19 protein-coding genes are annotated in these 21,097 nt (G+C 60.4%); 12 read left to right on the top strand and 7 right to left on the bottom strand.

Translation table 11 applies throughout. The features are described from left to right. Positions 1–38: 38 nt before the first annotated feature. The 4 genes from ACX3YF_RS00280 to ACX3YF_RS00295 form a co-directional block, all read right to left on the bottom strand. A complete protein-coding gene (locus tag ACX3YF_RS00280; RefSeq protein ID WP_458973283.1) occupies positions 39–1,214 on the bottom strand; it encodes a M20 aminoacylase family protein in 1,176 nt (391 codons plus the stop codon). A gap of 149 nt (positions 1,215–1,363) precedes the next feature. After that, complete coding sequence (locus tag ACX3YF_RS00285; protein ID WP_448645948.1) at positions 1,364–1,693, bottom strand: amidase; 330 nt, start codon at positions 1,691–1,693, stop codon at positions 1,364–1,366. Continuing rightward, positions 1,690–2,784 (bottom strand): serine hydrolase domain-containing protein, encoded by a 1,095-nt coding sequence (locus ACX3YF_RS00290; protein WP_130210548.1) that lies wholly within the window; start codon positions 2,782–2,784, stop codon positions 1,690–1,692. Before ACX3YF_RS00290 ends, ACX3YF_RS00285 begins: the two co-directional genes overlap by 4 nt. A 180-nt stretch (positions 2,785–2,964) precedes the next feature. After that, complete coding sequence (locus tag ACX3YF_RS00295; protein ID WP_458973284.1) at positions 2,965–3,843, bottom strand: acyl-CoA dehydrogenase middle domain-containing protein; 879 nt, start codon at positions 3,841–3,843, stop codon at positions 2,965–2,967. 154 nt (positions 3,844–3,997) lie between these two features. Between ACX3YF_RS00295 and olsB the strand changes: the two genes are divergently transcribed. Together olsB and ACX3YF_RS00305 are read left to right on the top strand one after the other, a co-directional pair. Then, positions 3,998–4,753, top strand: coding sequence for an L-ornithine N(alpha)-acyltransferase (gene olsB / locus ACX3YF_RS00300; RefSeq protein WP_047526532.1), 756 nt, complete (start codon positions 3,998–4,000; stop codon positions 4,751–4,753). Further along, the gene (locus ACX3YF_RS00305; protein WP_130210552.1) at positions 4,753–5,544 is read left to right on the top strand and encodes a lysophospholipid acyltransferase family protein; all 792 of its coding nucleotides are present in this window, start codon (positions 4,753–4,755) and stop codon (positions 5,542–5,544) included. The genes olsB and ACX3YF_RS00305 overlap by 1 nt, the downstream gene beginning before the upstream one ends. Positions 5,545–5,611: 67 nt before the next feature. On the opposite strand, the gene ACX3YF_RS00310 is transcribed toward ACX3YF_RS00305, so the two are convergent. Beyond that, positions 5,612–6,211: an acyl carrier protein phosphodiesterase gene (locus tag ACX3YF_RS00310; RefSeq protein ID WP_130210554.1), complete on the bottom strand. Its 600-nt coding sequence runs from the start codon at positions 6,209–6,211 to the stop codon at positions 5,612–5,614. 169 nt (positions 6,212–6,380) lie between these two features. On the opposite strand from ACX3YF_RS00310, the gene ACX3YF_RS00315 reads away from it, so the two are divergent. From ACX3YF_RS00315 to ACX3YF_RS00340, 6 genes are all read left to right on the top strand, one after another. After that, complete coding sequence (locus ACX3YF_RS00315; RefSeq protein WP_448645944.1) at positions 6,381–6,683, top strand: ArsR/SmtB family transcription factor; 303 nt, start codon at positions 6,381–6,383, stop codon at positions 6,681–6,683. Positions 6,684–6,718: 35 nt separating this feature from the next. Continuing rightward, the gene (locus ACX3YF_RS00320; RefSeq protein ID WP_130210556.1) at positions 6,719–7,885 is read left to right on the top strand and encodes an MFS transporter; all 1,167 of its coding nucleotides are present in this window, start codon (positions 6,719–6,721) and stop codon (positions 7,883–7,885) included. Between the two features lie 30 nt (positions 7,886–7,915). Continuing rightward, positions 7,916–8,965: an alkene reductase gene (locus ACX3YF_RS00325; RefSeq protein ID WP_449104852.1), complete on the top strand. Its 1,050-nt coding sequence runs from the start codon at positions 7,916–7,918 to the stop codon at positions 8,963–8,965. A gap of 516 nt (positions 8,966–9,481) precedes the next feature. After that, entirely contained in the window at positions 9,482–9,790 is a 309-nt protein-coding gene (locus tag ACX3YF_RS00330; protein ID WP_458973285.1) for a DUF3077 domain-containing protein, read from the top strand. Between the two features lie 437 nt (positions 9,791–10,227). Then, on the top strand, positions 10,228–10,746 hold the full coding sequence (locus ACX3YF_RS00335) for an isochorismatase family protein (RefSeq protein ID WP_223488771.1): 519 nt from the start codon (positions 10,228–10,230) through the stop codon (positions 10,744–10,746). A gap of 343 nt (positions 10,747–11,089) precedes the next feature. After that, positions 11,090–11,497 (top strand): hypothetical protein, encoded by a 408-nt coding sequence (locus tag ACX3YF_RS00340; protein ID WP_130210576.1) that lies wholly within the window; start codon positions 11,090–11,092, stop codon positions 11,495–11,497. A gap of 642 nt (positions 11,498–12,139) precedes the next feature. On the opposite strand, the gene emhR is transcribed toward ACX3YF_RS00340, so the two are convergent. Further along, positions 12,140–12,772: an efflux system transcriptional repressor EmhR gene (gene emhR / locus ACX3YF_RS00345; protein ID WP_130210580.1), complete on the bottom strand. Its 633-nt coding sequence runs from the start codon at positions 12,770–12,772 to the stop codon at positions 12,140–12,142. Between the two features lie 266 nt (positions 12,773–13,038). On the opposite strand from emhR, the gene emhA reads away from it, so the two are divergent. The 4 genes from emhA (at position 13,039) to ACX3YF_RS00365 (ending at position 20,536) form a co-directional block, all read left to right on the top strand. Continuing rightward, on the top strand, positions 13,039–14,196 hold the full coding sequence (gene emhA / locus ACX3YF_RS00350; protein ID WP_196585011.1) for an efflux RND transporter periplasmic adaptor subunit EmhA: 1,158 nt from the start codon (positions 13,039–13,041) through the stop codon (positions 14,194–14,196). A 3-nt stretch (positions 14,197–14,199) separates the two neighbouring features. Next, positions 14,200–17,361 carry an efflux RND transporter permease subunit EmhB gene (emhB, locus tag ACX3YF_RS00355; RefSeq protein WP_130210584.1) on the top strand — a complete coding sequence of 1,054 codons (3,162 nt, stop codon included), beginning with the start codon at positions 14,200–14,202 and terminating at the stop codon, positions 17,359–17,361. Further along, a complete protein-coding gene (gene emhC, locus ACX3YF_RS00360; protein ID WP_448645940.1) occupies positions 17,361–18,821 on the top strand; it encodes an efflux RND transporter outer membrane subunit EmhC in 1,461 nt (486 codons plus the stop codon). Before emhB ends, emhC begins: the two co-directional genes overlap by 1 nt. 455 nt (positions 18,822–19,276) lie before the next feature. Continuing rightward, positions 19,277–20,536 carry an OprD family porin gene (locus tag ACX3YF_RS00365; protein WP_130210588.1) on the top strand — a complete coding sequence of 420 codons (1,260 nt, stop codon included), beginning with the start codon at positions 19,277–19,279 and terminating at the stop codon, positions 20,534–20,536. A 159-nt stretch (positions 20,537–20,695) separates the two neighbouring features. On the opposite strand, the gene pcaC is transcribed toward ACX3YF_RS00365, so the two are convergent. Then, a complete protein-coding gene (pcaC, locus tag ACX3YF_RS00370; RefSeq protein WP_130210590.1) occupies positions 20,696–21,088 on the bottom strand; it encodes a 4-carboxymuconolactone decarboxylase in 393 nt (130 codons plus the stop codon). Positions 21,089–21,097: the final 9 nt, after the last annotated feature.

A 21,097-nucleotide genomic window follows, 5' to 3' on the forward strand; every position in this document is an offset into this window, starting at 1 on the left:
TCGCGCACCCGTTCCAGCGGCAGTAGAAAGTGAGGAGGTCAGGCCGGCTTGAGCCAGCTCTCGGCCAGCGCGCCCCAATACGCCGCGCCGGTCAGCAGGATGTCGTCATTGAAGTCATAGGCAGGGTTGTGAACCATCGGCCGCGACACGCCGTTGCCGATGAACAGGTAGGTGCCGGGGCAGCGTTGCAGCATCCAGGCGAAGTCTTCACTGCCCATGAGCTTGGGCGTGTTGCCGTCCACCGCATCGGCGCCGACCAGCTCGACGCCGACTTGCCGGGCGAACTCGGTTTCGGCGCCATGATTGACCAGCACCGGGTACGCCGGGCGGTGCTCGACCTTCGAACTGCAACCGAAACTCGTGGCCTGGGATTCGATGATTGCCCGCACCCGCTCGAGGGTTTGCTCACGCACCTGGGCGTTCAGCGCGCGCAGACTCAGACGCAGGATCGCCTGCTGCGGAATCACGTTGGCCGCCTCCCCGGCCTGCAATGCACCAACGGTGACCACCGCCGCCTGTTGCGCATCGATGTTGCGTGCAACCACGGTCTGCAACGCCATCACCACACTGGCCGCCGCCACCAGCGGATCGACCGCCAGATGCGGCATCGAGCCGTGGCCACCGACGCCTTCGATCGTCACCGTCAGCAAATCTTGCGAGGCCATCATCGGCCCTTCGCGAAAGCCCAGGTGTCCGGCCGGCAAGCCCGGCATGTTGTGCATGCCGAACAGCGCGTCGCAGGGGAAACGCTCGAGCAAGCCATCGGCGAGCATGGCTTCGGCACCGCCCTGGCCTTCTTCGGCGGGCTGGAAGATCAGGGTCAGGGTGCCGTCGAACTGACGGGTCGCCGCCAGGTAACGCGCCGCGCCCAGCAACATCGCGGTGTGGCCATCATGCCCGCAGGCGTGCATGCAGCCCTTGTGCTGGCTGCTATAAGTGGCACCGGTATTTTCAATGATCGGCAGCGCATCCATGTCCGCCCGTATGCCGAGTTTGCGCGGGCTGCTGCCGTTGCGCAGGACGCCGACCACGCCGGTCTTGCCGATCCCGGTGTGTACCTCGTAACCCCACTCCTTCAGGGAGTCGGCCACCAGCGCCGACGTGCGGTTTTCCTCGAAGCCGAGTTCCGGGTGGGCGTGGATGTCCTGGCGGGTGGCGTGCAGATCGCTGGCCACGTCGCTGAGCCAGGCAAGAATGTGCTGATGTCGGGTCATGACGATTTGTCCTCGGGCCGGGTGTATTCCCGTTCTTTTTGTTCGCTGTGATTTCGCGACACATCAAGGCAGGTCGCGCTCACCGCCAGATAACCGCGACTCGCGCGCGAGGACAATCGAATGTGGTTCCGCCAGATGGAACCTGTTGGTCAGGGGTTCAAGCGGCAACCCTGACGCTCGCCGATCCACACGGCGCTGTTGCTGCGTCCCAAACCGCTGACGGTAACGCGCTTGCTGGCGGCGTCATCGGTAAAGCCGCTGATGGGCAGCCACTGTTTCACGTAGCCACGGCAGTACTCGGCGCCGTTGTTCATCACGTAGCGGCACGAGCAATATTCCTTGGCCGTGTAGGCGCTGATGATGTCCGGGAACGCCGACAGCGCCACCCGCTCCCGCCAAATCCAGCCGAATAAGACGATCAGCACAATCAACAGCAGGGTGCTGAACGGCCGGCGACGAACGAAGCTGCGACGGTTCATGGCTGCACCTTGCCGCCAAAGGCCTTGAGCGCGAGTTTGAGTAATTGGTTGTGTTGGTAACTGTCGTCGCGATCATCGCCGTAGCGCACGATCACCAGGTTTTCGCTGGGGATCACGTACATCGCCTGCCCCCAGTGTCCGAGTGCGGCGAAAGTGTCTGCGGGTGCGTCGGGCCAGGGCCGGGGCGCGCCCTCCACGGCGCGGTTGAGCCACCAGTGGCCGCCGGGCACGGCGTCATCCTGGTTGGCGTGATAACGGGCAAAGGGTTCGCGGTTGAAGGCCACCCAATCCTTGGGCAGCAACTGGCGCTCGCCCCAGCGCCCGTCGCGGGCCATCAACAGGCCGACCCGCGCCAGATCCCGCGCGGTGAGGTAGGCGTAGGACGAGGCGACGAAGATACCCGTGGCGTCGGTTTCCCAGATGGCATGGTGAATGCCCAGGGGTTCAAACAGCGCAGTCCACGGATAGTCGGCATAGCGGGCCGGGCCGACGATGCCCTTCAGTGCAGCGGACAACAGACCGCTGTCACCACTGGAGTAACGAAACACCTGACCCGGTGCGGCGTAGGCGTCCTGATCGACGGTAAACGCCGCCATGTCGCGGTGCCCCCGGGTGTAGAGCATCGCCACCACCGAGGACTTCAATGGCGCGTATTCGTAGTCTTCCTGCCAGTCCAGGCCCGAAGCCCAGTGCAGCAGGTCGGCCATGCTCATGTCGGGGTGTTTTTTCAGCGGCGGGTAGAACTTCGCCACCGGGTCCTGCAGATTGAACCGGCCTTCGCCGTAGGCCACACCCAGCACCGTGGCCATCAGGCTCTTGCTGATGGACCAGGTCAGGTGTGGCGTTGCGGCGGTGGTCGGGCCAGCGTAGCGCTCGTAGATCAACTGGCCATCGCGAATCACCAGCAAGGCATCGGTGCGGATACCCTGGCGAGTGGTGTCGTTGCGCGGTGGGAAGGCGTAATTCTCAAACGTCCGAAGCGCCGGCCCGGTGACGCTCGGGCCGGGTGACCACTGTTCGCCAGGCCAGTTTTCCGCGTGGACCGCGAGACTGAACAGCAGCACAAAAAACAGCCACAGGCCTTTGGGCATGACGAGTGCTCGTGGGGGTTAACCTGCTGAGCCTAGTCGAGGTTGATGACAGTTTTGAAATTTGTGTCGCCGGAACAATAGCCATCGCGAGCAAGCTCGCTCCCACAAGGTTTTTGGGTGAGTGAAATATTGTGCATGGCACAACACCCGTGGGAGTGAGCCTGCTCGCGAAGGGGCCCGTCAAATCGCCGCCAACGCCTTGGCCAATCGCTTGCCCCGTGCCCCCGCTGCCAGATCCATCACCGCCTGATCGCGCTGCCACATCGCCGCCCACTGTGGCGGGCCATCGGCCAGCGCTTGATTGATTTCAGCCTTGAGCCCCTCGAACTGCGCAAACAAGCCGCCGAGCAACACATGCCCGCACGGGTTGTTCGGTGCCTGGCGGCTGACTTCCGCGCACCCGGCCAGCAGCGCCAGCAAGCGCAGTTGCAAGGCTTGCGGCCAACCACTGTCCTGGCCGACGCCATACAGCCACGCCGTCATGGCGCTCAACACATAGATGTCTTCCAGGGTTCGGAACGGTTTGACGTAGGCGTCCCAACCGTCCCCGGCCAGCAACTCGCACAAAGCGTTGTCCAGAAACACCCGGCCATGGCTGATGTCCGGCATCAACGGGATCGGAGCCAGTTTTTCCACTCGCACGCCCGGCTCATCGGGATAGACCACCGCCAGGCTCAGGCACGGATCGTCGCCGGGGGCCTCACTGCGCGCAGCGATCAACAGCCAGTCGGCGGCATCGCCAGCGGTGACAAAATCCTTGCGCCCGCTCAAGCGCAAATCGTGCAGACGGGTTTGCATGTCCGCCACTCGCAGGCTGCGTTGCTCAGTGGCGCATAACGCGCCGAGGCTCAACGGCGCGCTCGGCCACAACATGCGCAAGGCTGCTTGATACCCCACCAGAAATGCCAGCCCCGGGGTCGCCATCATCCGCCCCCCCGCCACCGCCAAATCAAAGGGCGTGACCGCGCCCAAGAGGTGCATCAAGGTCGCGAAGCCCTCACCCAGGTCCGGGTTGGCGGGCAAGCGATCGCGGCGAATCAACAGGTTTTGCCAGGGCATAAGAGGCTCCTCGTGGGCTGTCATATAAGCATCACCAAAGCTTAACGGCGATGACACCGGCGCTACATAGCCTGACTTTGCACAACACGGCTGCATAAAGAAAGTCGACCGGCTGCACCCAAAGACGAGTGAACAGCCCGCACGGAGATTCGCCATGACTCAGATCGCCCGCATCAGCGACACCGGCAACGAACGCCGCCTGCAAGCCGAACGCCTGGTCGGCATCGAAGCTCTGCAGGAAGCCCAGGCCCTGCGCTTCAACGTGTTCAGCGGCGAATTCAACGCCACACTCAAGGGCGCGGAACTGGGTCTGGACATGGATGACTACGATGTTCACTGCGCCCACATCGGCGTGCGTGACCTCAACACCGGGCGCCTGGTGGCCACCACTCGTTTGCTCGATCACACCGCCGCCAGCAGCCTGGGCAGGTTTTACAGCGAAGAAGAATTCAGCCTGCACGGCCTGATCCATCTGCAAGGCCCGATCCTGGAAATCGGCCGCACCTGCGTCGACCCGGCCTACCGCAACGGCGGCACCATCGCCGTGCTCTGGAGCGAACTGGCCGAAGTGCTGAACCAGGGTGGCTACAGCTACTTGATGGGTTGCGCGAGCATTCCGATGCAGGACGGCGGGATTCAGGCCCACGCGATCATGCAGCGCCTGCGCGAACGCTACCTGTGCACCGAGCACCTGCGGGCCGAACCGAAAAAACCGCTGCCGACCCTGGATATTCCATCGAACGTGATCGCCGAAATGCCGCCGCTGCTCAAGGCCTATATGCGCCTGGGCGCGAAAATCTGCGGCGAGCCGTGCTGGGACGAAGACTTCCAGGTCGCCGACGTGTTCATCCTGCTCAAGCGCGATGAGCTGTGCCCGCGTTACGCCAAACACTTCAAGGCTGCTGTGTGATGCGTCGGTTGCGCGTGTACGCGCGAATCGCACGGGTGCTGCTGGTGGTCGGGCTCGGCCTGAGCATGGCCACCGTGTTCGGAGTGTTCGAGCGTCTGGGCATGGCGCATTCGATGGAGCGCCGTCAGCGCTGGTCGCGTTTTTTCATGGCGCGCCTGAGCAACGCCCTGCCCTTCGACGTGACGGTACAAGGGGAATTGCCGAAGACGTCGATGCTCTGGGTCAGCAACCATGTGTCCTGGACCGACATCCCGTTGCTGGGGATGCTCACGCCGTTGTCGTTCCTGTCCAAGGCCGAAGTGCGGACCTGGCCGGTGGCGGGTTGGCTGGCGGCCAAGGCCGGCAGCCTGTTCATCCGTCGCGGTTCGGGCGACAGCCAGTTGATCCGCAAACAGATGACTCGCCACCTGGAGCAGGCACACCCGCTGCTGATGTTCCCGGAAGGCACCACCACCGATGGCCGTTCGCTGCGCACCTTTCACGGTCGCTTGTTGTCGGCGGCCATTGATTCCGAGGTGGCGCTGCAACCGGTGGCGATTCGTTATGTGCGTGACGGTGAGCCTTGCCTGCTGGCACCGTTCATTGGCGAAGATGATTTGCTGTCGCACCTGATGCGTTTGTTTGCCAACGACCGGGGGCAAGTGGAAATTCATCTGCTCAAGCCCATCGCTTGCGAAGGTCGCGAACGCGCGGCGCTGGCGTTCGAGGCACAGCAGGCGGTGCAGAAGGCGTTGTTTGGGGCGATTCCGGAAACACAACCGGTCCCGATGCGCCCCGCCATCGCAGCCTGAACAAAGATCCCCTGTGGGAGCGAGCCTGCTCGCGATAGCCATCTAACAGACACCGCAATGGTGACGGCTATGGTCTCATCGCGAGCAAGCTCGCTCCCACATTGGCTTGGGCAAAATCCTGAAGCTGCGGATAGAACAAGCGGAAATCCTCGCTCAACGGCTCATACAAAACCCGCAATTCCTGCATCGCGGCGGCCAGTTCCTCAGGCCGGGTCAAGCGCCGGGAAATCCCCCGCAACACCTGCTCCAGCACCTCAAACTCCCGGTAAGACCCCAACCAGTCATTGGCCACCATGTGCGGTGCGATTTTCGCCAGCCGTTCGGGCAACTGCCGTTCACTGGACAACACCCGGTACACGTCCGAAGTGAAATGCTCCAGTGGCCGATCGGCGTAGAGCGCCCAGTCCCGCGCCAGGCAGTGGTCGAAAAACACGTCGAGGACGATCCCGGCATAGCGTCTGCGCGTCAGGGAAAACCGCGACAACGAAGCGTCCACCAACGGGTGGCGATCGGTGAACACGTCGATGCTGCGATGCAGCTGGATGGCCGTTTCGATCTCCGGATCGAACTGCCCTTGCAGCCGTCCCTTGACGAAATCGCCATACAGACTGCCGAGCAGTTGACCGGGACGCTGGCCACCGAGGTGAAGATGTGCGAGATAGTTCATGGTCGCAGCTTAGCACTGCCCCTTGTATCTACACACCAACGTATCGTTATAACTCGATATACCGAAATGTGAGTTGGTCAGAGCCAAATCATATTTGTATATCGCGAAATACCGATTTAAAGTTCGCCCCATCGCGATATAGCGTTTTAATCATCACGAGCCCACACCCATGACCCTCAATCTCGACGAAATAATAAAAGCCCTGGCGCACCCGGTACGGCGAGAAATCCTGCACTGGCTCAAAGACCCGGACGTCGAATTTCCAGACCAGACCCACAGCAACGAGCACGGCGTTTGCGCCGGGCAGATCGATCAACGTTGCGGCTTGTCGCAGTCCACGGTGTCCGCGCACCTGGCGACCCTGCAACGCGCCGGCCTGATCAGCAGCCGCAAAGTCGGCCAGTGGCACTTCTTCAAGCGCAACGAGGAAACCATTCAGGAATTCCTCCGCATCTTCAGCCAAGAGCTCTGACCCTTAACGTCAGCCAGCCCAAAAGGATTTAAACCATGCCCCTCTCGCTACTCATCCTGGCCTTGAGCGCCTTCGCCATCGGCACCACGGAGTTCGTCATCATGGGCTTGCTGCCCAACGTGGCGGCCGACCTCGGCGTGTCGATCCCCGGCGCCGGCTGGCTGGTGACCGGTTACGCCCTGGGCGTGGCCATCGGTGCGCCGTTCATGGCACTGGCCACCGCCAAACTGCCGCGGAAGGCTGCGCTGGTGGCGTTGATGGGCATATTCATTATCGGCAACCTGCTGTGTGCGGTGGCCAGTGACTACAACCTGCTGATGCTCGCCCGTGTGGTGACGGCGCTGTGCCACGGTGCGTTCTTCGGCATTGGCTCGGTGGTGGCGGCGGGCCTGGTGCCAGCGAACAAACGTGCATCGGCCGTGGCCCTGATGTTCACCGGCCTGACCCTGGCCAACGTCCTCGGCGTGCCGCTGGGCACCGCGCTCGGTCAGGAAGCTGGCTGGCGCTCGACCTTCTGGGCGGTGACGGTCATCGGTGTGATCGCGCTGATCGGCCTGATTCGTTTTCTGCCGGCCAAGCGCGATGAAGAAACACTCGACATGCGTGCCGAGCTGCGTGCCCTCAAAGGCGCCGGCATCTGGTTATCCCTGAGCATGACCGTGCTGTTCGCCGCCTCGGTGTTCACCCTCTTTACCTACGTCGCGCCGCTGCTGGGCGAAGTCACCGGCGTCTCGCCCCGTGGCGTGACCTGGAGCCTGATGCTCATCGGCCTAGGCCTGACCGTCGGCAACATCATCGGCGGCAAGCTGGCGGACAAGGGCCTGGCCGCAACGCTGATCGGCGTCTTCATCGCCATGGCCGTGGTCTCCACCGTATTGACCTGGACCAGCGTCGCGCTGATCCCCACCGAAATCACCCTGTTCCTCTGGGCCACCGCGTGTTTCGCCGCCGTGCCGGCCCTGCAAGTCAACGTGGTGACCTACGGCAAGGCTGCACCGAACCTGGTGTCGACCCTGAACATCGGCGCGTTCAACGTTGGCAACGCACTCGGCGCCTGGGTGGGCGGCAGCGTGATTGCCCACGGGTTCGGCCTGACCAGCGTGCCACTCGCCGCCGCGGCGCTGGCGGTGCTCGCCCTGCTGGCGACCCTGATCACTTTCCGCCAGAGCGGCAATCCCGAACTGGCTCCTGCTACCCACTGATTCACTATTACCTCACGAGGGTTTTAATTAATGACGACTATTTTCGATCCGATCAAACTGGGCGACCTGGAACTGTCCAACCGCATCATCATGGCCCCGTTGACCCGCTGCCGCGCCGACGAAGGCCGTGTGCCGAACGCGCTGATGGCCGAGTACTACGTACAACGCGCCTCCGCCGGCCTGATCCTCAGCGAGGCCACTTCGGTCACGCCGATGGGCGTCGGCTACCCGGACACCCCGGGCATCTGGTCCAACGATCAGGTACGCGGCTGGACCAACGTCACCAAAGCGATCCACGGCGCCGGCGGCAAGATCTTCCTGCAACTGTGGCACGTCGGCCGGATCTCCCATGAGTCGTACCTGAACGGCGAAAAACCGGTCGCGCCAAGCGCCATCCAGCCAAAAGGTCACGTCAGCCTGGTTCGCCCATTGTCCGACTACCCGACCCCGCGCGCCCTGGAAACCGCTGAAATCGCCGATATCGTCGACGCCTACCGCGTCGGTGCCGAGAACGCCAAGGCCGCCGGTTTCGACGGCGTGGAAATCCACGGCGCCAACGGCTACCTGCTCGACCAGTTCCTGCAAAGCAGCACCAACCAGCGCACCGACCACTACGGCGGCTCCCTGGAAAACCGTGCGCGCCTGTTGCTGGAAGTGACCGATGCCGCGATCGAAGTCTGGGGCGCCGGCCGTGTGGGTGTACACCTCTCGCCACGTGCCGACTCCCATGACATGGGCGACGACAACCTGGCCGAAACCTTCACCTACGTGGCCCGCGAACTGGGCAAGCGCGGCATCGCGTTTATCTGCTCGCGCGAGAAAGAAGGCGCCGACAGCCTCGGCCCACAAATCAAGGAAGCCTTCGGCGGCCCGTACATCATCAACGAACGCTTCACCAAGGACAGCGCCAACGCCTGGCTGGCCGCCGGCAAGGCCGACGCCGTCGCCTTCGGCGTACCGTTCATTGCCAACCCGGACCTGCCGGCACGCCTGAAGGCCGACGCGCCGCTGAACGAGCCACATCCGGAAACCTTCTACGGCAAAGGCCCGGTGGGTTACATCGACTACCCGACGTTGTAATGGTCAGCCGTTGAAATGCAAAAGCCCCGACTTGAGAGAGTTGGGGCTTTTTGTTGCCCTTGACAGCGACCCGCCCCGGATGCTCAAGGTGTCCTCAGTCCCAGGACAGCGGACACCTTGCCGCTGTACCCTCTTGCGCCAGTGCGCCTTTTGTTTGGTTTCGTTTAATTACGAAATCGCAATATCGGATGACGCCGTAGGACCTTGTAGGCAAACTCCGAATCTTGCGTTTGGGCACTTTGATGCCTTGTTGCGCTTTTGTTTGACGGGATAGTCTCCGGACGTCGCTGACCCATTCAGCGATCGGGCTTGGAAACCCGTCGGATCGTAGCGCAACAGTACCTTTACCACGATTCCAGACGTTTTTGACGACTGAGAAATATGTGTTATGGCAGCTGTGCGTGGGACGCTTTCGGGCGTGCCGGTTTCCTTGATCCCCGGTTTTCCAACCTGCGTACAGCTGCCACCCTTCGCTTGGAAACGAAGGTGGCAGCGACTGGATTAAGGAGTTACACCATGAGCAAAACTACCCCGCCCTCCCCCTCAGAACTCAAAACCATCGGCTTCACCCCTTTCATCTATTGCTCGAACCAGGCGCTGTTTCATGTCAGCCGTGGCGTGCCCCTCGCCGACGCGTTAGCCCAGGCCTCCAATCTGCTCTTCCTCGCCAAGGAGCTCGCCGTCGACGCCGCCTACGCCAAGGACACCGACCGCCACGCCTGGGCCGCCCATTACCTGACTGCGATGAGCAAAGCGGTGATCGATGATGTGGCGAAGGTGCTGGATCGAGAGGCTGATCGTGAGCGCACGGGCGTAACGCCATAGGGACGTCTCATGGGCGTAATAAAGCCGCGTAAGAACGCGGCTTTTTCAGCTGCGAAATTGCGCACCCCTTGACTACCCGTTTGCATGCGACCTGAGCAGTCACTTGCATTGGTTCTGGCCAGCGATTGCATCGGATTTGACCAGCACGCGTTGTAACCATCATTGGCAGAGAACGGCCAAAAGCGGACCTCAATGATCGATACTTGAATCAGTCTTCACGCTCGTAGTGCTCACTTGCCAACCAGGTACCCATGCAGATACTGTCAGCTCTATGAATCAGCCACGCATTGCCTCAACCACCACTACCACGACCGCCCGAGGCGGGTCGTGAGAGGTGTCGTGAGCCAATAACGCACGAACTTCAAAGGCCCGCCAGCGATGGATAGGGCCTTTTCTTTTGCCCTTGTGTCGCTGGTCCAAACGCAAGGAAAAGCACTATGTATGCACTGTTGATTCTCGATATGCAGGTTGGATTGTTTCATGGCCCGGATAAACCATGGGCTGGCGAAGCGCTGCTAAACACTTTGAATAGCCTGTTGAGCGATGCCCGCAGGGCAGGCGCGCCAATTTTTCTTGCTCGCCACGTAGGTCCGCCTGGCTCGCCTATCGAACCTGGAAGCCCGTTGACGCAATTGGTGCAGGAACTGCTGCTACAAGGCGACGAAATGATCTTCGAAAAAAGCCGACCCAACGCTTTCGCCATGACTGACTTGGCCGATCGGCTAAAAGCTTGTGGATCTCAAGGCGTGGTTATTGCTGGAATGAAGACCCAGTATTGTGTCGACAGCACTTGCCGCGCCGCACGAGATCTTGGGTTCGATGCAGTACTGATCGCCGATGGTCATACCTGCACCGACACCCCTGCTTTGAAGGCCGAAAATATCGTTGCTCATCACAATGCGACCCTGGCGGGCCCATTCTGTCGTGTCGTTCACGCTGAGAACTGGTGTTTCTAATCGGCATCGAGAGATCGGCCCGAGATTGGGTCGATCTGTCCGCTGTGAGTCAAATCGAGCCCTTCGCGACAGACTGCAATCGGCCGATTGTGTTGAAAAAGTCGGTCCTTCCAGACTGTCCACGTATTGACTGCTGAAAATGCCTTTTTTGCGCGCAACTACGCGAAATCTGAGTACGGAATCCTCTGCTCAAAGTAAAGATTTCAATCTCGGACGCGTACTTTTCTGCCGTGGAAACCATGGCCGACTTTTTCAACAGAATCGGCCAGAAGCTGCCTTTCACCTGTCCACTGAAACACACTCAACGTATCCTGCTGAAAGACAACATTGAAAAGGAGTTCGAATGAAAACTGATTGGCAACAAATTCGAGAAATGATGAACACTGTCATCGATAGCTGTGAGCAAATCGAAACGGCAGGATTCAATGAAGAACATCGCTCCGCGACCGTAGAAATCAAAGGCGTAGATTACTCCGTTCAGGAGTTTTTAATCAGTGCCTGGACGCTCCCGGAAAACGTTCGCTACCAGATCATTCGTGAGCGTCATGAAGCTGGAAATGACCTTCCCTACGTTCCCGAAGCAGCCCGCATTCTTGTCTCAATGGCGCAGGCTTGTGCGGAATTGATTGGAGCAGCCGACACGGCACCCGCTCAGAAAGCTATTGCAGGAATGAATCATTGGTACAAGACCTACGCTGTACCGCATATGACTACAGCCATCAGGCTGGCGGAAAAAGAATCTGACGCTTAGATTCAATGGCAATCACCCGGCGGAGACGGATCTGTCATCTCTGGTATGAACGTCTCCTATGGGTCGATTCTGTTGAAAAAGTCGGTCTGCCCAAACGGCCTGATCATTGACTGGTGAAAACGCCTTGTTTGCACGCTGCTACGTGAAATCCGAGTCCGGAAGCCTCTGCCAAAAGTAAAGATTTCAATCTCGGGCACGTACTTTTTTGATGCGCAAACCATGGCCGACTTTTTCAACAGAATCGGTCGATCTCTGCCGCTCATATCCACGCATCGTGCTGGTCAAATCCGATGCAAATGACTGGTCAGGTCGAATGCAAATGGGTGGGCAAGTCCGTGCAATTAGCCATTAGCTGAACGACAGTCTGAGGTCAGCGATCACATTCAATTTTCGGTCGATTGACCCACCGCCATCGCGAGCAAGCTCGCTCCTACAAAGTGCGGTGTTTTGCTTTGGATTTATGCCAAGTGCTCATACCGCCCACAGAATCGACACAAAATTCCTACAAATTACGTCGCTGACGACCTGTCTTCCGGGCGGACGGACGTATATAAAAGCACCCCATTAGCGCAAAGCGGGTGAAGAACTGTTCATCTGCGGCTTCAATGGTTGACACACGCGGAACCGATTAAGCATTTTGTTTCAATTACGCAGGCTGGGGCTCAGGCGCAGCATGTCCAACCCTGTATCGACCCAGCGTTCGGCTTCGGTGTGCAGTTCGAAGCTGTCGGGGGCCAATAGCCACTGGTACAGGATGCCATCGATATAGGCGTGCAAACTGATGGCCGCCCGGGCGGTGTCGAGGTTTTCCGGCAACTGCCCACGATTCACTGCATTTCTCAGCGCCACGCTGATCCGCACATTGCAGTCGAGGCTGGCGGACACGCGTTGCTGACGCAGGTCGCACATTTCATCGGTGAATTCGCACTTATGAAAAAGAATCTCATTGATGCGTCGGGTTTTCGGGTCCATGGCAATCTGATGAAACAAATGAATCAACAAATTGCGCATGCAGCCCAGTGGATCAGGTTCGTCCTCGTTCTCGCTGGCCTTGGCCATTTCGTCCAGTGGCTCATGCAAGGTATCCAGCATGGCCTGAACCAGGTCCGCCTTGTTGCTGAAATGCCAATAGATGGCCCCGCGCGTGACGCCGGCCAGGGTCGCGATGTCGGCCAGCGTCGTGCGCGCCACGCCCCTTTCAAAAAAGGCTTTTTCGGCCGCTTCGAGTATCTGGCTGCGCGTTTCTTGAGCTTCCTCTTTGGTACGACGGACCATGGCAGTACAACCTCAATCAGGATGCTTCAGCGATGTTTGACGATCAGCTGAATAAAAGTAGGGCGAGCGCTCTTGGGTATCGTCCCCGGGCCAACAATTCGAACCTTTAAACGGCGTCTGTAACGGTGCGGGTACAGTGCCAAGGTATTTACAAACAACCATGAACGTAAGTATATTCCTTAGCAAGCTACTTATCCACCCGGCATCCATTTTTAACCTTCCATCTTTTCTTGTGCGTGTCTTGCGCGCCTGACCCGAGGATTTTCATGCAATTCAAGCCAGCTGTTACCGCTCTGGTCGCCGCCATCGCCCTGGCATCATTGCTCAGCGGATGTAAAAAGGAAGAGGCAGCCCCGGCTGCACCACCGCCTCAGGTCGGCGTCGTCACCCTGCAACCGCAATCTTTCACCTTGACCTCTGATCTTCCGGGCCGCACTAGCGCGTTCCGCATCGCTGAGGTCCGTCCGCAGGTCAACGGCATCATCCTCAAGCGGATGTTCAAGGAAGGCAGCGATGTCAAAGCCGGCCAGCAGTTGTATCAAATCGATCCCTCGATCTATGAAGCGACGCTCAAAAGCGCCGAAGCCAACCTGCGTTCGACTAAATCGATCTCCGACCGCTACAGGCAACTGGTTGATGAGCAGGCCGTAAGCCGTCAGGAATACGACACCGCCGTGGCCAACCGCCTGCAATCGGAAGCCGCGCTGCAAAGCGCCCAGATCAATGTGCGCTACACCAAGGTTTACGCGCCGTTGACCGGCCGTATCGGTCGTTCGTCGGTGACCGAGGGCGCGCTGGTCAGCAACGGCCAAGTCGAAGCCATGGCCGTGATTCAGCAACTGGACCCAATCTACGTCGATGTGACGCAATCCTCGGTCGAACTGCTTGAACTGCGCCGCGAACTGGAAAGCGGTCGCCTGCAAAAGGCTGGCGACAATGCCGCCAAGGTCAAGCTGACCCTTGAGGACGGCAGCCAGTACAAGCTGGACGGCAAGCTGGAATTCTCCGAAGTCTCGGTTGACCAGACCACCGGTTCCGTGACCCTTCGCGCCGTGTTCCCCAACCCTGACCATACGCTGCTGCCGGGCATGTTCGTGCACGCCCAATTGCAGGCCGGCGTGAACAGTGCGGCGATTCTGGCCCCGCAACAGGGCGTGACCCGCGACCTCAAAGGCAGCCCGACCGCGCTGGTCGTCGGCCCCGACAACAAGGTCGAACTGCGCCAGCTCAAGGCCAGCCGTACTGTCGGCAATCAATGGCTGGTCGAAGACGGTCTGAAGGCCGGCGATCGGTTGATCACCGAAGGTCTGCAATACGTCAAGCCTGGCGTGGAAGTCAAAGCCAGCGAAGCGACCAACGTTGCCGCAAAGAACCCGGCCCCCGCTCAGGCAGCTAATAAAGCCGCTGGCGGCAAAGGGGAGTAACTCATGTCAAAATTTTTCATCGACCGTCCGATTTTCGCCTGGGTGATTGCCCTGGTGATCATGCTGGTCGGGGCACTCTCGATCCTCAAACTGCCGATCAACCAGTACCCGAGCATCGCGCCTCCGGCGATCGCCATTTCCGTGACCTACCCGGGCGCTTCCGCGCAGACCGTGCAGGACACCGTGGTGCAAGTGATCGAGCAACAGCTCAACGGTATCGACAACCTGCGTTATGTGTCTTCGGAAAGTAACTCCGACGGCACCATGACCATCACCGCGACCTTCGAGCAAGGCACCAACTCCGATACCGCGCAGGTTCAGGTCCAGAACAAACTGAACCTGGCCACCCCGCTGCTGCCGCAAGAAGTGCAGCAGCAAGGTATCCGCGTGACCAAGGCGGTGAAGAACTTCCTGATGGTCATTGGCGTGGTCTCGCGCGACGGCAGCATGACCAAGGACGACCTGTCCAACTACATCGTGTCGAACATGCAGGACCCGATCTCGCGCACGGCCGGTGTCGGTGACTTCCAGGTATTCGGTTCGCAGTACGCCATGCGCATCTGGCTCGACCCGGCCAAGTTGAACAACTACAACCTGACCCCGATCGACGTCAAAACGGCGATTGCCGCGCAAAACGTGCAGATTTCGTCCGGCCAGCTCGGCGGCCTGCCTGCCCTGCCCGACACGCAGCTGAACGCCACGATCATCGGCAAGACCCGCCTGCAGACCGCCGAGCAGTTCAATAAAATCCTGCTCAAGGTCAACAAGGACGGTTCCCAGGTTCGCCTCAAGGATGTCGCCGAAGTCGGTCTGGGTGGCGAGAACTACAGCATCAACGCCCAGTTCAACGGCGCTCCGGCTTCCGGCCTGGCGGTGAAACTGGCCAACGGTGCCAACGCCCTCGATACAGCCAAAGCCCTGCGCAAGACCATCGACAACCTCAAGCCGTTCTTCCCGCAAGGGATGGAAGTGGTGTTCCCGTACGACACCACCCCGGTGGTGACCGAGTCGATCAAGGGTGTGGTTGAAACCCTGGTCGAAGCGATCGTGCTGGTGTTCCTGGTGATGTTCCTGTTCCTGCAGAATTTCCGCGCCACCGTCATCACCACGATGACTGTGCCGGTGGTGTTGCTCGGTACGTTCGGCATCCTCGCGGCGGCCGGTTTCAGCATCAACACCCTGACCATGTTCGGTATGGTCCTGGCCATCGGCTTGCTGGTGGACGATGCCATCGTCGTGGTGGAAAACGTCGAACGGGTGATGAGCGAAGAAGGTCTGTCGCCCAAGGAAGCCACCAAGAAATCCATGGGCCAGATCCAGGGCGCCCTGGTCGGTATCGCCCTGGTGCTCTCGGCGGTACTGCTGCCAATGGCGTTCTTCAGCGGCTCCACCGGTGTGATCTACAAGCAGTTCTCGATCACCATCGTCTCGGCCATGGCCCTGTCGGTAATGGTTGCCCTGATCTTCACCCCGGCGCTGTGCGCCACCCTGCTCAAGGCGATTCCCAAAGGCGAGCATGGCACGCCAAAACGCGGTTTCTTCGGCTGGTTCAACCGCAATTTCGACCGAGGCGTGCGCCGCTACGAGCAAGGCGTGGGCAGCATACTGGCGCACAAGGCACCGTATCTGCTGGCTTACCTGCTGATTGTGGTTGGCATGATCTGGCTGTTCACCCGCATTCCAACGGCGTTCCTGCCAGAAGAGGATCAGGGCGTCTTGTTCGCCCAGGTGCAGACCCCGGCCGGTTCGACGTCCCAGCGCACCCAGGTGGTGGTGGACGAAATGCGTGAGTTCCTGCTGCGTCCGGGCAAGGATGGCGGTGAAGGGGATGCGGTGAACTCGGTGTTTACCGTGACCGGCTTCAACTTCGCCGGCCGTGGCCAGAGCTCGGGTATGGCCTTCATCATGCTCAAGCCATGGGAAGAACGTAACGCCGACAACAACGTGTTCAAGGTCGCGGCCCGCGCCCAGCAGCACTTCTTCACGTTCCGCGATGCCATGGTGTTCGCCTTCGCGCCACCGGCGGTACTGGAACTGGGTAACGCCACCGGTTTCGACGTGTTCCTGCAAGATCGCGCCGGTATCGGTCACGAAAAACTGATGCAAGCCCGCAACCAGTTCCTCGGCATGGCCGCGCAAAGCAAAGTGTTGTCGCAAGTGCGTCCGAACGGCCTGAACGACGAACCGCAATATCAATTGGAAATCGATGACGAGAAGGCCAGTGCCCTGGGCATCACCATCGCCGACATCAACAACACCCTGTCGATTGCCCTGGGCAGTAGCTACGTCAACGACTTCATCGACCGCGGTCGGGTGAAGAAGGTGTACGTGCAAGGCCAGCCGGGGTCGCGCATGAGCCCGGAGGACCTGAAGAAGTGGTACGTGCGTAACAGCACCGGCACCATGGTTCCGTTCTCGGCGTTCGCCAAGGGCGAGTGGATCTACGGCTCGCCGAAACTGGCCCGTTACAACGGCGTTGAAGCGATGGAGATCCTCGGTGCCCCGGCGCCAGGTTATTCCACCGGTGAAGCCATGGCCGAAGTCGAAGCCATTGCCCAGAAACTGCCGGCGGGTGTCGGTATTTCCTGGACCGGTTTGTCCTATGAGGAACGCTTGTCCGGCTCCCAGGCACCGGCGTTGTACGCCCTGTCGCTGCTGATGGTGTTCCTGTGTCTGGCGGCGCTGTATGAAAGCTGGTCGATTCCGATCGCGGTGATGTTGGTGGTGCCGCTGGGGATCATCGGTGCGCTGATGGCCACCAGCCTGCGCGGTCTGTCCAACGACGTGTACTTCCAGGTGGGTCTGTTGACGACCATCGGTCTGGCGGCGAAAAACGCCATTCTGATCGTCGAATTCGCCAAGGAACTCCACGAACAGGGACGCAGCTTGCGCGATGCGGCGATCGAAGCCTGCCGCATGCGTCTGCGACCGATCATCATGACCTCGCTCGCCTTCGTTCTCGGTGTGGTACCACTGGCTATTTCCACGGGTGCGGGTTCCGGTAGCCAGCATGCAATCGGTACCGGGGTGATTGGCGGTATGATCACGGCCACTGTGCTGGCGATCTTCTGGGTCCCACTGTTCTTCGTCACCGTGTCGTCCATGGGCCAGCGTAAAAACGCCGACCAGGACGACGCCACTGAAACTCCTAAAGAGGCTGGCTAATGAGCAAGTCGCTACTCTCCCTGGCAGTCGCCGCCTTCGTACTGGGTGGCTGCTCGCTGATACCTGATTATCAGCAGCCGCAAGCGCCAGTGGCGGATCAATACCCGCAGGGGCCGGCGTACTCGCCAGCCCAGGCGCCCGCCCAGGCCGCTGCGGAACAAGGCTGGAAGCAGTTCTTCCATGATCCGGCGCTGCAGCAGTTGATCCAGGTCGCCCTGGAAAACAACCGAGACCTGCGTGTCGCGGCCCTGAACATCGACGCCTTCGCGGCTCAATACCGCATCCAGCGCGCCGACCTGTTCCCGGCCGTTTCGGCCAATGGCAGCGGTAGCCGCCAACGCGTTCCGGCCGACTCCTCGCAAACCGGTCAGGCGGGCATCAACAGCTCCTACTCGGCAACCGTCGGTATCAGCGCCTATGAGCTCGACCTGTTCGGTCGGGTGCGCAGCCTGAGCGAAGAAGCCCTGCAGAAGTACTTCGCCACCGAAGAAGGCCGTCGCAGCACCCAGATCAGCTTGGTGGCCAGCGTGGCCAACGCCTACCTGACCTGGCAGGCCGACAAGGAACTGCTGAAGGTCACCCAGGACACCCTCGGCGCGTTCGAGGAGAGCTACAAGCTCACCGCCCGCAGCAACGAAGTGGGGGTCGCCTCGGCGCTGGACCTCGCGCAGTCGCGTACCTCGGTGGAAAACGCCCGTGCGCAATTGGCCAAGTACACCCGTCAGGTCGCCCAGGATGAAAACAGCCTGGTGCTGCTGCTTGGCACCGGCATCCCGGCCAACCTGCCCGCCGCCAGACCGTTGTCTGACGAACTGCTGGCCGATGTACCGCCAGGGCTGCCGTCGGACTTGCTGCAACGTCGTCCGGACATCCTCCAGGCCGAATACAACCTCAAGGCCGCCAACGCCAACATCGGCGCCGCACGGGCCGCGTTCTTCCCGAGCATCAGCCTGACGGCCAACGCCGGGACCATGAGCCCGGACCTGTCCGGTCTGTTCAAGGGCGGTTCGGGCACCTGGCTGTTCCAGCCGCAGATCAACCTGCCGATCTTCAACGCCGGCAGCTTGCGCGCCAGCCTGGACTACTCGAAGATCCAGAAAGACATCGGTGTGGCGAACTACGAGAAGTCCATTCAAACGGCCTTCCAGGAAGTCGCCGATGGCCTGGCCGCGCGCCAGACCTATGTCCAGCAGCTGCAGGCACAGCAAGACTTCGTCAGTGCCAACCAGGACTACTACCGCCTGGCCGAACGCCGCTACCGCATCGGTGTCGACAGCAACCTGACCTTCCTCGATGCCCAGCGCCAGCTGTTCAGCGCCCAACAAACGCTGGTCACCGATCGTCTGGCGCAACTGGTCAGCCAGGTCAATCTGTACAAGGCGCTGGGGGGTGGCTGGAACGAACAGACGGCGAAAAACGAGCCGCTCAAAGAAGAAGCGCCGAAGATGAAGTATTTCTGACAGCGCTGTGAATGACAGGAAGCCCACCTTTTGGTGGGCTTTTTGTTGGCGGCGGGAAAAGTTTTGTCGTCAGGCAGCGCCCCATCGTCGGAACGCCGCCCGGAGCAAGCTCACTGCCACAGTGTCCCTGTGGAGCTCGACTTTGTGAGCTCACGCTAAACCTGTGGGAGCGGGCTTGCCCGCGATGGGGCCAGCACATTCACCCCATGTCCATATGTAATCTTGCGTTCGATTATCGCCCAAAACCTGCTTTTACAGATTGAACCATCTGGTACATTCCAAGCACCATCCGAACCACAAAACCAATAACAACAGGTTCGACACCATGCCCCCGCGCCCCGCCCTGTCCGGCTGATCCCCAGGTTCCACCCCGAATTGACCGAGTTTTTTTGTCTGCACCCAGCGGGTTGCGGCATGCCCCCGTTCATCCCCAAGAATTAGAGAGACCCGAGCCCATGACGCCTTCCAACGCGCCGTATTTCGTACCCAGCCTGATCGCCATCGCCCTGGCCAGCGCGACCCTGCCCGCCCATGCCGAAGAGTCGGGCTTTGTCGAAGGCGCCAAGGTCAACCTGAACCTGCGCAACTTCTACATCAACCGCAACTTCACCAACCCGACCAAGGCTCAAGGCAAGGCTGAGGAGTGGACGCAGAGTTTCATCCTCGATGCCAAGTCCGGGTTCACCCAGGGCACCGTCGGCTTCGGCATGGATGTGCTGGGACTGTACTCGGTGAAACTCGACGGCGGCAAAGGCACCGGTGGCACGCAGTTGCTGCCGCTGGACCACGATGGTCGCCCGGCGGACAACTTCGGTCGCACCAACGTGGCGTTCAAGGCCAAGCTGTCACAGACCGAAGCGAAGGTGGGCGAATGGATGCCGGTGCTGCCGATCCTGCGTTCGGACGACGGGCGCTCGCTGCCGCAAACCTTCCGCGGCGGCCAGATCACCTCGAAGGAAATCGACGGCCTGACGCTCTACGGCGGCCAGTTCCGGCAGAACAGCCCACGGGACGACAGCAGCATGAACGACATGTCGATGACCGGCAAAGCGGCGTTCACCTCTGATCGATTCAATTTCCAGGGCGGCGAATACCAGTTCAACGAAAAACGCACCCAGATCGGTGTGTGGAACGCTGAACTCAAGGACATCTACAGCCAGCAATTCATCAACCTGGTACACAGCCAGCCATTGGGCGACTGGACCCTGGGCGCCAACCTCGGCTTCTTCTACGGCAAGGATGACGGCAGCGCCCGCGCCGGAGAGCTGGACAACAAAACCCTGTTTGGCCTGTTCTCGGCCAGGTACGGCGGCAACACCTTTTACGTCGGCCTGCAGAAACTCACCGGCGACAGTCCGTGGATGCGGGTCAACGGCACCAGCGGTGGCACCCTGGCCAACGACAGTTACAACTCCAGCTATGACAACGCCCGGGAAAAATCCTGGCAAGTGCGTCACGACTACAACTTCGTCGCCCTCGGCGTGCCGGGCCTGACCCTGATGAACCGCTACATCAGCGGCGACAACGTGCACACCGGCAACATCACCGACGGCAAGGAATGGGGTCGTGAAAGTGAACTGGGCTACACCGTGCAGAGCGGTGCGCTGAAAAACCTGAACCTGAAATGGCGTAACTCGACCATGCGCCGCGACTACAGCAACAACGAGTTCGACGAGAACCGCCTGATCATTAGCTACCCGATCAGCCTGCTCTAAACCTCATCACCGCTATCGCGAGCAGGCTCGCTCCCACATTAGACCGCGTCCGTCATGGCACCCGGTCAATTGTGGGAGCGAGCCTGCTCGCGATGGCAGCGTCACATTCCGACCGCTATCGCGAGCAAGCTCGCTCCCACAGGTTTGCATCGGTGCCGCTTACTCCCGCGACTCAACCCCCAGTTCATCCCACACCGACTCGGCCAGGTGGAACGTTGCATTAGCTGCGGGGATGCCACAGTAAATCGCGCTCTGCATGATCACTTCCTTGATCTCGCCACGGCTGACGCCATTGTTGGCGGCGGCGCGCAGGTGCAGTTTGAGCTCACCCTCACGATTCATGCCGATGAGCATGGCGATGGTGATCAGGCTGCGGGTGTGACGCGGCAGCCCTGGACGGGTCCAGATGTCGCCCCAGGCGTGGCGGGTGATCATTTCCTGAAACTCCGAGTTGAACTCGGTCAACGCGGTCAGGCTGCGGTCGACGTGGGCGTCGCCCAGCACCGCGCGACGGACTTTCATGCCCTCGTCGTAACGTTGTTTTTCGTCCACGACAGTCCC

The sequence above is a fragment of the Pseudomonas fluorescens group sp. PF-69 genome, from assembly GCF_054481235.1.